This window comes from Gordonia caeni, assembly GCF_039537105.1.
GTDB lineage: Bacteria > Actinomycetota > Actinomycetes > Mycobacteriales > Mycobacteriaceae > Gordonia > Gordonia caeni.
Genome location: NZ_BAAAZW010000012.1, coordinates 1 through 13,362, shown reverse-complemented (window position 1 = coordinate 13,362; position 13,362 = coordinate 1). Strand labels below are relative to the sequence as shown.

The following is a 13,362-nucleotide window of genomic DNA, read 5'->3' as shown; positions in this document are numbered from 1 at the left end:
TCCTCTACCATCGGCCTGGTGAGTCCCGCCGTCCTCGATCGCGCCACCGTTGCGCCGCGCGAAGCAGTCGAGGACCTCGGCACCTCCCCCGGCGCGACAGTGCCCGACCCGGTCTTCGGCGCCACCGACCGGACCCGCGGCACCGTCGTCGGCGTCGTCATCACATTGCTGGCGATCATCACGCGCTTCTGGGATCTGACGCACCCCACCGACGACGGCACCCCCGTCTTCGATGAGAAGCACTACGTTCCGCAGGGCTGGCAGGTACTGACCGGCGGCGGCTGGATCGAAGACAACCCGGCCTACGGGCTGGTGGTGCATCCGCCGGTCGGCAAATGGATGCTGGCGATCGGCGAAGGTCTGTTCGGGTACGGCCCGATGGGCTGGCGCTTCTCGGCGGCCGTGTCCGGCGTGATCATCGTGCTCGCCATCTACCTGACGGTGCGCAGGATGGCGCGATCGACGCTGATCGGCGCGCTGGCCGGCCTGTTCGCCATCTGCGACGGCGTGCTGTTCGTGCAGTCCCGGATGGGCATGCTCGACATCTTCCAGGCGCTGTTCGTGGTGCTGGCGTTCGCGGCCCTGATCGCCGACCGCGACCAAGTGCGGGCCCGCCTGGACCGGGTCTGGCGGGAGGGGCGCATCAACGACAGCCCCTACGGCCCCCGCCTCGGCTTCCGCTGGTACCGCTTCACCGCCGGCGTGATGCTCGGCCTGGCCTGCGGCACCAAGTGGTCGGGCATCTACTTCGTCATCTTCTTCCTGGTGCTGGCGCTCGGGTTCGACGTCGCCGCGCGCAAGGCCTACGGGGTGTCCAAGCCCTGGAAGGGTGTCCTGCGGCGGGACATCGTGCCGTCGGTCTCGTCACTGGCGGTGCTCCCGGTGGTCCTGTACCTGGCCACGTTCGCCGTCTGGTTCCGCGCGGAGACGTCCGTCTACCGCTACGTGGTGGGTACGGAGGTCGGCACCGGCGGCCCGTTCGCCTGGGTGCCCGGAGTGCTGCGGTCGTTCTGGTACTACGAGACCGGCATCCTCGACTTCCACGCCGGTCTCACCAACGCGGCCGGCAACGCGCATCCGTGGGAATCCAAGCCGTGGACGTGGCCGATGGGGCTGCGGCCCATGCTGTACGCCATCTCCTACGGCCCCGACCAGTGCGGTGGCGGCGACTGCATCCGGGCCCAGATGCTGGTGGGTACTCCGGCGCTGTGGTGGCTCGCGCTGCCGATGATCGTCTGGGGTCTGTGGCGCATGATCGTTCGCCGCGACTGGCGCTATGCGGCCGTGCTGACCGGCTACGCCGCGGCGATCCTGCCGTGGTTCTTCGAGATCGACCGGCAGATGTACTTCTTCTACGCCACCGCGATGGCGCCGTTCCTGGTGATGGGGCTGGCCCTGTGCTGCGGCGACATGCTCGCAGCGGCGGGAAGGGGCAGACTGTCTCAGACACGCGTGCTGGCGGTGCTGGCGGTCTCGCTCTACGTCGGACTGGTGGTGGCCAACTTCGCCTTCCACTGGCCGATCCTCGTCGGCGCGCCGATCAGCGATCAGCTGTGGAACCTGCAGCTCTGGCTGCCCAGCTGGGCGTGAGGGTCAGGCCATCGCCGCGGCGATGGCCTGGAACACCCACAGCAGGAAGATCAACAGCAGCAACCACATGCCGCCCTGATAGACGTGCCAGCGGCCGCCTTCCCGGCGGGACGCCAACGCGCGCACCCCGGTGGCCACAGCACCGATGAACAGCACCGCCGGCGCGGCCAGGATCAGCACCTTGTTCAGCGTGCCGTCGGTCGCGAGCGCCCCGGCCAACGACAGGACGGCGAACCCGAAGGTGATCATCACCATCAGAACCGTCTGCCGCAGTTCGGTGCGCGGCATCTCCGGCTCGAGCAGCTCGTCGTCACCCGGTGCTTCCTGCAGATAACGGGGGTGGTCCTGAGTACTCATGCCGTCGACGATACCGGGCCGGGGCTAAAGTCCCACCGGCCGTGCATCCTCACTGGCGGTACGACAGAATGAAGGTGAGGCTTGAAATACGGATGCGCCATCCTGGGGTCCGGGCCGGAGCAAGCGAGGATGTGGGATTCGCGATGAGCGTGATTCTTGTCGGTGTCGATGGATCGGCCGAAGCTGTCACCGCGGTGCGTTGGGCGGCGCAGGAAGCGAAGCTTGAGGGCGCCGACCTCAAGATCGTCTCGGCCTACACCACCACCACGAGTGATTACGCCCCGGGTCTGGTGATCCCGCAGGACGTGATCGATGCGATCCGCGGCGAGGTGAGCAAGTACGTGCAGGACGCGGCCAAGGTGGCCGAGGAGACCGCACCCGGCATCACCATCCACGGCTCCATCGCCGAGGGCGACGCCGCCCACGTGATGATCGACTTCAGCGAGGACTCCGAGATGGTGGTTCTGGGCAGCCGCGGCCTGGGCGGACTGAAGGGTCTGTTCCTGGGATCGGTGAGCACCAGCGTCGCCGCGCACGCCAAGAGCAAGGTGGTCATCGTGCCCACCGATGCCAAGCTGAACGACGGCCCCGTGGTGGTCGGCGTCGACGACTCCAAGATCAGCGATCCGGCGGTGGCCGAGGCCTACCGGCAGGCCGACCTGCGCAAGACCGAGCTGATCGCGGTGCACACCTGGACGCCGCTGGACGCCGACGCGCTGCACGGCTTCGGTCTCAGCGCCGACGAGATCGACCAGATGAGCGAGCAGGCCGTCGAGGCCGTCGCCGAGCGCCTGGCCGGTTACTCCACCGACTACCCGGACGTCGATGTCAAGCGCGTGGTGATTCCGGAGGAGCCGGGCAAGGCCATTCTGGACACCGCGGGCAACACCGCGTCGCTGATCGTGATGGGCAGCCGCGGACGCGGTGGCTTCACCGGTCTGCTCCTGGGCTCGCGCAGCCAGAAGGTGCTGCACCACGCCAAGGTCCCCGTCATGATCGTGCGTCACTGAGTCATTTCGAGAAAGCCTGATTCCGCGGCATGAAACATCTTCCCCGCGGTCTCTGGGTCCTGCTGGCGGCCAATGTCGTCATCGCGCTCGGCTACGGGCTGATCGCGCCGGCACTGCCGATCTTCGCGAGCACCTTCGGTGTCTCGGTGACGGCGGTGTCGGCGGTCATCTCGGCCTTCGCCGTGATGCGGCTGCTGTTCGCACCCGCGACGGGACGCCTGGTGACCGTGCTCGGCGAACGCCGGATCTACCTGACCGGCCTGCTCATCGTCGCCGCGAGCACTCTCGCCTGCGCATTCGCCGGCATCTACTGGCAACTGCTGTTGTTCCGGGCGGCCGGCGGCGTCGGTTCGACGATGTTCACCATCTCGGCGATGGCGCTGCTGATCCGGCTCGCACCGCCGCAGATCCGCGGCCGCGCCTCCGGTTATTTCTCGGCCGGCTTCCTGATCGGCAATCTCACCGGTCCGCTGATCGGCGCCGCACTGGTGGGTTTCGGCCTCAAGATGCCCTTCGTCGTCTACGCCATCGCCCTGGTGATCGCGGCGATCGGCGTGGCCACCCTGATGCCGCCGATCCCCGCGCACGGCGCCGAGACCGGACCGGACGGGGGTGCCACGCCCGGCGCGCCGGTCCAGGTGGTCACTCTCGCCAGCGCCTGCCGGGACAGCGCCTACCGCGCGATCCTGGCCTCCAACTTCGCGCAGGGCTGGGCGACGATGGGCGTGCGAATCGCACTCGTCCCCCTGTTCATCACCCAGGGTCTGGGGCAATCCGACGCGTGGGCCGGGGTGATCCTGGCCTTCTACGCGGCCGGCAACATGATCGCGATCCTGGTGGCCGGGCGGCTCTCCGATCGTTTCGGGCGCCGGCCGATCCTGATCCCGGGGCTGACGGTCGCGACGGTGTCGACGGCCGCGCTCGGCTACTCGCCCAACCTGACGGTCGCGGTGATCCTCACCGCCGTCGCCGGCCTCGGGTCGGGTCTGTTCGCTCCCACCCATCAGGCGGCGCTGGGCGACGTGCTGGGCACCCGCCAGCGAGGCGGGTCGGCGCTGGCCGCCTACGGCATGGCCTCCGACCTCGGCGCGGTGACGGGCCCGCTGGCGGCCGGTGCGGTCGCCACCGTCTTCGGTTACGGCCCGGCGTTCCTGCTGACCGGCGCGGTGGTGGCGGTGGCCCTGGTGCTGTGGGTGCTGGCCCGCGAGACCAACCCGGACGGGCACCTGTCGCATCCGGATCCGGCGGTGGACGTCCAGGTGGAACGGTGACGGCGCTCAGCCGTTGAGGCTCATCTCCTCGGCGTCGAGCTTGTCCAGTTCGGCGGTGAGGGCGCTGGAACTGTAGGTGCCCCGGTCACGCAGCGCGAGCAGGGTGCGGCGCTGCTCGTCGATCACCATTCTGCGCACCCGGCGCAGTTCGCGGGCCGTCTGCAGGCGCCGGTCCAGCGCGTCGATCTCGCTGTCGGAGTCGTCGACGTCGGGCACCTCCAGTTCGCGCACCAGTCGTACCTGATTAGCCAGGATCGGATCGTCGCCGGTCACCTGCGGATCGGTCAGCATCTGCTGGGCCACCCCGAGCATCTCCCCGCGCAGGCGCATCTTCTCGGCCCGGACGTCGGCACTCTGATCGGGGAGTTTGAGGCGGCGCAGCACCGTTTCCATCAGTCCACCCTGAATCGCCAGCGAGAGCGCCGCGACGAAGAACGCCACCAGGATCAGCAGCGACCGGTAGGGCGTGTCGGCGGGCAGCGTCTGCGCAGCCGCCAAGGTGACCGCGCCACGCAGTCCGCCCCAGACCACCACCATCGCCTCCCGGGAGCCCATCGCCTCGGTCCGGTAGTAGTTGATGTCGGCAAGACTGCGATCGAGCCGGCGACGGTAGCGGAAACCGGCGGTGTCGTCGTCGTTCGGATCGTCGGGCAATTCCTCGCGCAGCGCCTCCAGCGTCGGTTCGCGGGCGATCATCCGCTGGGCACGACGATCGAGCAGCCACACCAGCGGCATCACGAACACCCAGCGGATCGCCAGCGCCATCACGAGGGCGACCGCGGCCGGCCACAGGGCGTGCAGCCAGGTCTCGTGGCTGTCGTGCACGTCCTCGAGCAGCGTGTAGAGCTCGAGCCCCATCAGCAGGAAGACGGCGCCTTCCAGGATCACCTCCACCATCCGCCAGTTCTGGATGTCGGAGAGCCGATGCGCGGCCGAGAGCCGCCGGACCGCCAGCCGGCCGCCGACCAGTCCCGCGGCCACCGCAGCGACCAAGCCGGACGATCCGATGAGTTCGGCCGGCAGGTAGGCGACGTAGGGCGCGGTGAACGAGACGGCGGTGGCCACCGCGGGGTTCCGGATCCGGGCACGCAGACGGTTGAGCAGCCAGCCGACCAGCGCACCCACCACCATCGCGCCCAGCAACGACCACACGAAGTTGACCACCACGCCGGCGAACGAGATGCTGGCCGCGCTGGCGGCGATCGCCGCACGCAGCAGCACCAGCGCACTGGCATCGTTGAACAGACTCTCCCCGGACAGCACCGTCACGATGCGGTTGGGGGCGCCAAGCCGCTTGATGGTGCCGGTGGCCACCGCGTCGGTGGGGCTCAGGATGGCCCCCAGCGCGACGCCTAGCGCGTAGTCCACCTCGGGCAGAATCGCGTTGAAGAACAGGCCCAGGAGCAGCGACGAGACGATCACCAGCACGATCGACAGCGCACCGATGGCCTGGAAGTCCCGCTTGAAGTCCATCACCGGCATGGCGCGCGCGGCCGCGTAGAGCAGCGGCGGCAACAGCCCCACCAGGATCAATTCCGGGCTGACGTGGAACTCGGGCACCTGCGGCAGCAGGCTCACCGCCACCCCGAACCCGACGAGCAGCAGCGGCGCCGCGACCCGGAGACGAGCGGCAAGGGTGTTGGCCGCGGCGATGGCCAGCACACACAGCACTGCCACCGCGGCGATCTCGATCGCATCCACGCCGCCCATTGTGGCTGACCTCTCAATGACGCAGGCAACGGGCCGGGCCCACAACGATTCCACCGACAAACGTGTCATTGCGCGTTGACAATGTCATTGCTTGATGTCAGCGTTGAGTCATCACACGCTTCTCCCCCATCGCGCACCCTCGCGCGGCCCAGGAAAGGGAATGACGATGACCAGCACACACCCGAAGCCGATCGCCTATCAGCCGCCCGCCGACAAGGCCGGAACCGACGCAGACTACGACCAGATCGTCGAAGACCTGTCGGCCGCCTCGGTGCACCGGAACTTCGATCCGTACGTGCACATCGCCTGGGACGCACCGGAGATGGCGATCGTGCCCGGTGACGAGCGCTGGATCCTCGACCCCGAGGTGGACCCGGTGGGCAAACACCCCTGGTACCGGGCACTGCCGGTCGACAAGCAGATCCAGATCGGCATGTGGCGCCAGGCCAACGTGGCCAAGGTGGGCCTGCAGTTCGAATCCATCTTGATCCGCGGTCTACTCCAGTACGCCTCCAAGTTGCCGAACGGCGACAAGCGATTCCGGTACGTGACGCACGAGTCGAAAGAGGAGTGCAACCACACCCTGATGTTCCAGGAGATGGTCAACCGGGTCGGTATCGACGTCCCCGGCATGCCCCGTCCCCTGCGACTGCTCGACCCGATCGTCCCGCTGTTCTCCACCATCTTCCCGACCGTCTTCTTCTTCGGAGTCCTGGCCGGCGAGGAGCCGATCGACCACCTGCAGAAGGACTTCCTGCGCGCCGGAGCCAACGTCCATCCGGTGATGGCCGCGGTGATGGAACTGCACGTGGCCGAGGAGGCCCGGCACATCTCCTTCGCCCACCACCATCTGCGTCAGACCGTGCCGACCCGCACCCTGCCCACCCGGATGGTGCTGTCGCTGGTGATGCCGGTGGCCATGCGCGTGCTCTGCAGCGCGATCGCCCGGCCCCCGGCCGCCTTCCGCAAGGAGTTCGACGTGCCCTCCGACGTCTTCAAGGAGATGTTCTGGAAGTCCCGGGACTCGCAGAAGTTCTTGAGCGACGTCTTCGGCGACGTGCGCATGCTCGCCGAGCAGTGCGGTCTGATGAATCCGGTCTCGCGCCGCGTCTGGAAGGCGCTCGGCATCGACGGTCGCGCTTCGCGGTACCGCAGCGAACCCGCCTACGAGGCCCACTGACCGCCGATGCCCCACGTCGTCACCCAGGCGTGCTGCGGAGACGCCTCCTGCGTCTACGCCTGCCCGGTCAACTGCATCCACCCCACGCCCGATGAACCCGATTTCGGCATCGCCGAGATGCTCTACATCGATCCGGCGACGTGCGTCGACTGCGGCGCCTGCGTCACCGCCTGCCCCGTCGGAGCGATCGTCCCCGGTCACCGGATCCCCGAAACGCAGGAGCGCTTCACCGCGGTGAACGCCGCCCGCTACGCCGAGCCCGATCCGGCGGCCGCGCGCTTCCCCGTCGACGCGCGCTGGCGCAAACCGCTGGCACCGGTCGACCGGCCGAAAGCACTCGCCGATGTCCCGGATCCGCTGCACGTGGCCATCGTCGGCTCCGGGCCGTCAGCCATGTATGCGGCCGACGAACTGCTCAAGCACCGGCAGGCCCGGGTCACCATGTTCGAGCGCCTGTCCGAGCCATTCGGCCTGGCCCGCTTCGGCGTGGCACCGGATCACCAGTCCACCCGCAGCGTGGTGAATCTGTTCAACGCCATCGCGGGCGATCCCCAGCTGGAGATCCTGCTGAACTCCGAGATCGGCCGGGACGTCACGCTGGAGCAGCTCCGCGAGCAGTTCCACGCGGTGATCTGGGCCGGTGGCGCTCCGACCGATCGGCCGCTCGAGATCCCCGGCGCCGACCTCCCCGGCGTGCAGAGCGCCACCTCCGTGGTCGGCTGGTACAACGGTCATCCCGACTTCACCGACGCGGCACCTGCCCTGGACACCGAGCGGGCCGTGGTGATCGGCAACGGGAACGTCGCCCTCGACGTAGCCCGCATCCTCACCTCCGACCCGGACCGCCTCGCCGCCACGGACATCTCCCGCGATGCGCTTGCGGCACTGCGGGGATCGGCGGTCCGCGAGGTGGTCGTGGTCGGCCGGCGAGGACCCGAGCACGCCGCCTTCACGCTTCCCGAACTGATCGGCCTGGCCGACGGCCCGGCGCACGTCTGGGTGGATCCGGCCGATCTGGCGCACGTGGACCATCCGGATTCGGAGAAGCTCGCGCTGCTGCGCGAGATCTCCGCCCGCCCCCGGCCGTCCGGTCCGAGAATCCGGCTCGCCTTCGGGCTGACCCCCGACCGGGTGTGCGGCGACCGCCGGGCCGCCGGTGTCCGGCTGCTCCGGACCGGGACCGACGACGCGGTGGAGCTGACCGCGGGTCTGGTGCTGCCGGCCATCGGCTACCGCGGCCGGCCCGTTCCGGGGCTGCCGTTCGACGCCGAACGGGGCACGGTGGCCAACCTCGGCGGCCGCGTCACCGAGAACGGACTGCCGGTGCCGGGAATGTATGTGACGGGCTGGATCAAGCGCGGCCCGTCCGGCTTCATCGGGACCAACAAGACCGACTCCCGGGAGACCGTCGACCACCTGCTCGCGGACGTCGCCGCCCGCCGCTGATCCGCCCGCCCAGGCTGTGGACAGCCTGGCCATCGGGCCCCGCACTGTGGACACCGCCGCCGCGGTGACCACCGCTCCGCGCGTCAATGGGAGGACATCTCCGACGCGCGGACGGGAGCACCGATGTCGAACTTCAGCCTCACTCCGGAGCAGCTGCGGAATCTCGCGGCGGACTGGCAGCGGCACGGCCGGGCGGTCGGGGCGCTGGCCTTCGGCACCGGGCTGACGCCGACGGCCGGCAGCGCCAGCGCCGACGCTCTGCTGCGGTGTGCGCAGGCGGCCGAGTCCGCGGCCGGCGCGTACGGCGGCGACCTGAACGGCGTGGGGGCGGCCGTGCACCGGTTCAGCGATCTCACGCAGACTGCCGACGCCGACGCGGCCGCCGGGATCGTCGCGGCGAGCCGGCGATGACCGGCATCGCCGCCGTCCGCGCTTGGCCGCTGGACCAGTTCACCGCCACCGCGCGGTCGATGGGCGCCGGCGCCGGGCAGATCCTGGAGGCGTCGGCGCGCGTGCAGAACTCGGTTCAGCTGGCACCGACCTGGCAGGGCGCCACCCGCGATGCGGTCGTGCGCCGGATCGCCGCCCAGACCGCGACGGCCAAGCGGCTCGTCCGGCTCCTGGAGTCGACGGCGACGGCCGGCGGCGAGGCCGGCACCGAGCTGACGGCCATGCGCGCCCGACTGCTGCAACTGGTCGACACCGCCACCGGCGCGGGCTTCCGCGTCGCCGACGACGGCGGCGTCACCCATCCGTCGCCGCGTCGGCGCACCGACGCCCAGTACCTCGGCAGTCGGATCGGCGAGTTGCTCGCACGGCTGCGCCAGACCGACGATCTGCTCGCGCAGAAGCTGATGCGCCTGGCCGGGCTGCTCGACGGCGACGGTTCGCTGATCCCCCTGCCCGGCGGCGGTACGGCCGATCCAAGCACGGCGATCACGGTGCTGCGCAAGCTCTCCCAGGATCAGCGGAGAACGTACTGGGACAGCCTCTCGCCCGGCGAGATCCAGGCCCTGATCGACGCCGACCCGAAGACCATCGGCAACCTGTACGGAGTCCCCTTCGCCGACCGGATCACGGCCAACCGGCTGAGCATTCAGCGCGCACTGGAGGCCGAGCGCGCACACCTGGGGACGTGGCGCGGCAACCCGAGGAGGGTCGAGGAGCTGGCGGCCCTGCTCCGGCCGGTGCCGGGTGTCGACGGACGGCCGACGCTGCGGAAGCTCGTAGCCTTCGACCACCGCGGCTACGGCCGGTACATCGAGCAGGTCGGCGACCTGACGCCGGACGCCTCCGGTGTCGGGGTGCTGGTGCCCGGCACCGGCTCCAACCTGGCCAACAGTGACGACCAGCGTCGCCGAGCCCTGGAACTGGCCCGCCGGTCCGGGGTGCCGATCCTGGTCTACTCCGACGGCCGCGTGCCGCAAACGGTCCTGCCGGAGAGCCGGTCGTTGCGGACCACCGATCCGATCAAGGGCACGGCCATGGACGGCGCCCCGGCACGAGTGCTCGGCCGTCGCCTGGCGGCTTTCGGCCAGGACCTCGATGCGGAGGTGTCGGCCGCGGCGCCGGGCGCGCGCACCACCTACATCGGGCATTCCTACGGCGGCTCGGTGGTGGGCACCGCCGAGCAGTACGGACTGCGCGCGGACAACGTGGTGTTCGCCTCGTCTGCCGGAACCGGCGCCGGAGACGGCCCGTGGCGCGACCCCAATCCCGATGTGCGGCGCTACTCGATGACCGCTCCCGGCGATCCGATCCACTGGGCGCAGCGCTTCGGGGCCACCGTGCACGGCGGCGACCCGGACGTCGCGCCCGGCGTCCAGCGGCTGGACACCGGCTTCGACTCGCGGGGGCAACTGATCCAGGGCAAAGACGGGCATTCGAACTACTTCGACGATCCCGGCTCCACCGCCTTCGGCAATCTGGTGGCAGTGCTGTCCGGGAGGGAGCCGGCGCCCTACGTCGAACGCGCCCCCGATCTCCCGGAGGCGCCCGAATCGCAGGCCCGCCGAATGCGCGACGCCGGAGGCGAGATCCTCGGAGATCTGGTCAAAGACGCTGTCCGCGACGGACTCCGACTGCCCCGCGCTCCCGGTCTGCCCGTGCCCTGATCAGCCGAAGTGGTGCACGGTGCCGGCAGCCCAGCCGGGATCCCCGGTGGCGGCGAAGCGGACCCAGGCGGCGTGCATCTGGTCGGCGACGGCCTGATCGGGGTCGGGACCGGTGAGTGCTGCGGCCTGCTCGAGATGGTCGAAGACGAACGGGATCTCCACCGCATGCCCGGCACGGATGTCGGCGACCGGACTCGAATAGTCGAAGCGGTACAGGTGGGTCGACGACTCCGGGCGCGCATCGCCGATCGCCCGGGTGGGACCGGCGAAAGCGATCTCGGTCAGCGCGGCGCACAGTGCATCGCCCGGGGAGGCGCCCGCGGCGAGCTGCGCATCCAGGTCGGCGGTGTCCAGGCCCGAGCGCTGCAGCACGCCGCGCGCCACGTCGTCGGTGGTCATCGCGGCGACGCCGGTCGGGACCAGGAAGAAGCGGAATTCGTCGGCGTTCCAGCCGGCGAGCAAGCCGATGCCGCGACCGGCCCCCGCCGCGATCGACTCGACGGGCCTCTCGGGCAGCACGTCGCCGTCGAGCACCGGGAAGTGTCCCATGATGCCCATCCCCTGGCCGACGACGGTGCGGCCCCAGATCGCCGGATCCGGATTCAGGGTCAGCTCCAGCGCCGCCTGGGTCTGCGCGTTCAGGAGCTCCTGCGCCGACAGCCCTGCCAAGCCGTCCACGTCTGCGGTGACGCCGGCGATCTCGGCGATCCGCGCGGTCACGCGTCGCGCATCGGCCGGGTCGGCGGCGGTGCCGCCACCCCCGCTCTGCATGATCGCCCGGCGGAACAGACCTTCCGCTCGCGGCGACGACAACAGACAGGCGACGCTCATCGCCCCGGCGGACTCGCCGAAGATCGTCACCTGCTTCGGGTCGCCGCCGAATGCGGCGATGTTGCGTTGCACCCACTCCAGCGCCGCCAGCTGATCGAGGAGTCCTCGGTTCTCCGGCGCACCGTCGATCGCTCCGAAGCCCGGCGCCCCCAGGCGGTAGTTGATGCCGACCAGCACCACGCCGTCGCGGGCGAACGTGTCGCCGGCATAGATCGCGATCCGGTTGGAGCCGCGACTGAACGCACCGCCGTGAATCCACACCATCACCGGCAGGCCGGAGGCGCCCGGATCCGGCGTCCAGACGTTGAGATTGAGATAGTCCTCGCCCGGCTCGATCACGTTGTCGAGGATCGCCGCGATCTGCTCCGGGTAAGAGACCTGGGGTGCGGTCGGGCCGTAGCCGTCTGCCTCGCGCACCCCGTCCCAGGGGACCACCGGCGCCGGGGCCTCGAAGGCGGCGCGGCCGACCGGCGGTGCGGCATAGGGAATTCCGAGGAAGGCGGCGACACCGTCGGTGGCGACTCCGCGGATCTCACCTCCGGTCACGTGGACTGTCGGACGATCGGACGACGTTCCCGCTACGTTCTGGCTCACGCATTCGGACCCTACGCGCGGATCGGACATACTGGGGCCGATGTGCTGATCGATTCTCCGAGGGGGCTGAGTGCGAGTGCGATCCCAGCGTGCCTGCGCGGCAATGGCCGCTGCCGTGGCCGTCGCGATGGCGGTCACCGCGTGCGAACCGCTGGACTCGGCGAGTGCGAGCGAGCCGGAGCCGGCCGCGTCCACCACGACGCAACCGGCCGTTGCGCCTGACACGGACCACACCACCGGTTCCAGGCCCCCGACCACCCGACGGGACTCCGCCGGCGGCAGCCTCGATCAGCGCTCCAGTGCCGCGCTGCAGGCGCTCGCGGGTCTGGCGGTGAAGGGGCGTGCCCCCAAGACCGGCTATTCCCGGGACATGTTCGGGCAGAGGTGGAGCGACGACGTGACCGTCGAGTTCGGGCACAACGGGTGCGACACCCGCAACGACATCCTGCGCCGCGACCTCACCGTCACCGCAGTGAAGGCCGGGACGCGCGACTGCGTGGTCCTGTCGGGCACGCTGGACGACCCGTACACCGGGAAGAAGATCGACTTCGTGCGCGGCTCGGCCACGTCCAGCGCGGTCCAGATCGATCACGTCGTCGCACTGTCGGACGCATGGCAGAAGGGCGCGCAGCAGCTGTCTTCGGACGAACGTCGGAACTTCGCCAACGACCCGCGCAACCTGCTGGCCGTCGACGGCCCGAGCAATCAGAAGAAGGGCGACGGCGACGCGGCGACCTGGCTGCCGCCCAACCGGAGCTACCGCTGCACCTATGTGGCCCGGCAGATCGAGGTGAAGGCCGCCTACCGGCTCTGGGTGACGCAGGCCGAGCAGAACGCGATGACGCGACTGCTCACCGATTGCGGCGGCACACAGCCCACCGAGACCGAGCGGGCCGCTGAGACCGCCACCGAGACGACGACGCCGCGAACCACCCCGCGCACGACGACCCCGCGCACCACGACCCACCGCCCCCAGCCACTGGTGGAGACACCCGCCCCCGGCGGCGACGTCTACTACCGCAACTGCTCGGCCGCGCGGGCGGCCGGCGCCGCACCCCTGTATCGCGGCCAGCCGGGCTACTCGTCCAAACTCGACCGCGACGGCGACGGCATCGCCTGCGAGTAGCTCTAGGCCAGCCCGCACTCTCCCGCCTGGATCGCCCTGACCAGGACAAAGACCCCTTCCCGCCGCATGCAAGATTCGTCGAAAAGATTTTCGAATAAGTGCTTGACCCACCAAGATGTGCGGCGTAATCTGA

General features: G+C 69.9%; 11 protein-coding genes. 8 read left to right on the top strand and 3 right to left on the bottom strand.

Annotated elements, in window-relative coordinates:
* Positions 1 to 18 precede the first annotated feature (18 nt).
* Entirely contained in the window at positions 19 to 1,590 is a 1,572-nt protein-coding gene (locus tag ABD732_RS16655) for a dolichyl-phosphate-mannose--protein mannosyltransferase (RefSeq protein ID WP_425553076.1), read from the top strand.
* 3 nt (positions 1,591 to 1,593) lie between these two features.
* On the opposite strand, the gene ABD732_RS16650 is transcribed toward ABD732_RS16655, so the two are convergent.
* Positions 1,594 to 1,947, bottom strand: a complete 354-nt coding sequence (locus tag ABD732_RS16650; protein ID WP_344785609.1) for a hypothetical protein — start codon at positions 1,945 to 1,947, stop codon at positions 1,594 to 1,596.
* A 143-nt stretch (positions 1,948 to 2,090) separates the two neighbouring features.
* Between ABD732_RS16650 and ABD732_RS16645 the strand changes: the two genes are divergently transcribed.
* Both ABD732_RS16645 and ABD732_RS16640 read left to right on the top strand, forming a co-directional pair.
* Positions 2,091 to 2,957: a universal stress protein gene (locus tag ABD732_RS16645; RefSeq protein WP_344785608.1), complete on the top strand. Its 867-nt coding sequence runs from the start codon at positions 2,091 to 2,093 to the stop codon at positions 2,955 to 2,957.
* A 29-nt stretch (positions 2,958 to 2,986) separates the two neighbouring features.
* The gene (locus tag ABD732_RS16640) at positions 2,987 to 4,228 is read left to right on the top strand and encodes an MFS transporter (protein WP_344785607.1); all 1,242 of its coding nucleotides are present in this window, start codon (positions 2,987 to 2,989) and stop codon (positions 4,226 to 4,228) included.
* Between the two features lie 6 nt (positions 4,229 to 4,234).
* On the opposite strand, the gene ABD732_RS16635 is transcribed toward ABD732_RS16640, so the two are convergent.
* On the bottom strand, positions 4,235 to 5,938 hold the full coding sequence (locus ABD732_RS16635; RefSeq protein ID WP_344785606.1) for a cation:proton antiporter: 1,704 nt from the start codon (positions 5,936 to 5,938) through the stop codon (positions 4,235 to 4,237).
* A gap of 160 nt (positions 5,939 to 6,098) precedes the next feature.
* Between ABD732_RS16635 and ABD732_RS16630 the strand changes: the two genes are divergently transcribed.
* The 4 genes from ABD732_RS16630 to ABD732_RS16615 all read left to right on the top strand — a co-directional run bounded on the left by ABD732_RS16630 (position 6,099) and on the right by ABD732_RS16615 (position 10,678).
* Positions 6,099 to 7,118, top strand: a complete 1,020-nt coding sequence (locus ABD732_RS16630; protein ID WP_425553075.1) for an AurF N-oxygenase family protein — start codon at positions 6,099 to 6,101, stop codon at positions 7,116 to 7,118.
* Between the two features lie 6 nt (positions 7,119 to 7,124).
* On the top strand, positions 7,125 to 8,564 hold the full coding sequence (locus ABD732_RS16625) for an FAD-dependent oxidoreductase (protein WP_344785604.1): 1,440 nt from the start codon (positions 7,125 to 7,127) through the stop codon (positions 8,562 to 8,564).
* Between the two features lie 123 nt (positions 8,565 to 8,687).
* Positions 8,688 to 8,975, top strand: coding sequence for a hypothetical protein (locus ABD732_RS16620; RefSeq protein WP_344785603.1), 288 nt, complete (start codon positions 8,688 to 8,690; stop codon positions 8,973 to 8,975).
* Positions 8,972 to 10,678 carry an alpha/beta hydrolase gene (locus ABD732_RS16615; protein ID WP_344785602.1) on the top strand — a complete coding sequence of 569 codons (1,707 nt, stop codon included), beginning with the start codon at positions 8,972 to 8,974 and terminating at the stop codon, positions 10,676 to 10,678. The genes ABD732_RS16620 and ABD732_RS16615 overlap by 4 nt, the downstream gene beginning before the upstream one ends.
* On the opposite strand, the gene ABD732_RS16610 is transcribed toward ABD732_RS16615, so the two are convergent.
* Positions 10,679 to 12,103: a carboxylesterase/lipase family protein gene (locus ABD732_RS16610; protein ID WP_344785601.1), complete on the bottom strand. Its 1,425-nt coding sequence runs from the start codon at positions 12,101 to 12,103 to the stop codon at positions 10,679 to 10,681.
* Positions 12,104 to 12,206: 103 nt separating this feature from the next.
* Here ABD732_RS16610 and ABD732_RS16605 point away from each other — a divergent pair, with 103 nt between their 5' ends.
* The gene (locus ABD732_RS16605) at positions 12,207 to 13,229 is read left to right on the top strand and encodes a GmrSD restriction endonuclease domain-containing protein (RefSeq protein ID WP_425553080.1); all 1,023 of its coding nucleotides are present in this window, start codon (positions 12,207 to 12,209) and stop codon (positions 13,227 to 13,229) included.
* Positions 13,230 to 13,362 lie beyond the last annotated feature (133 nt).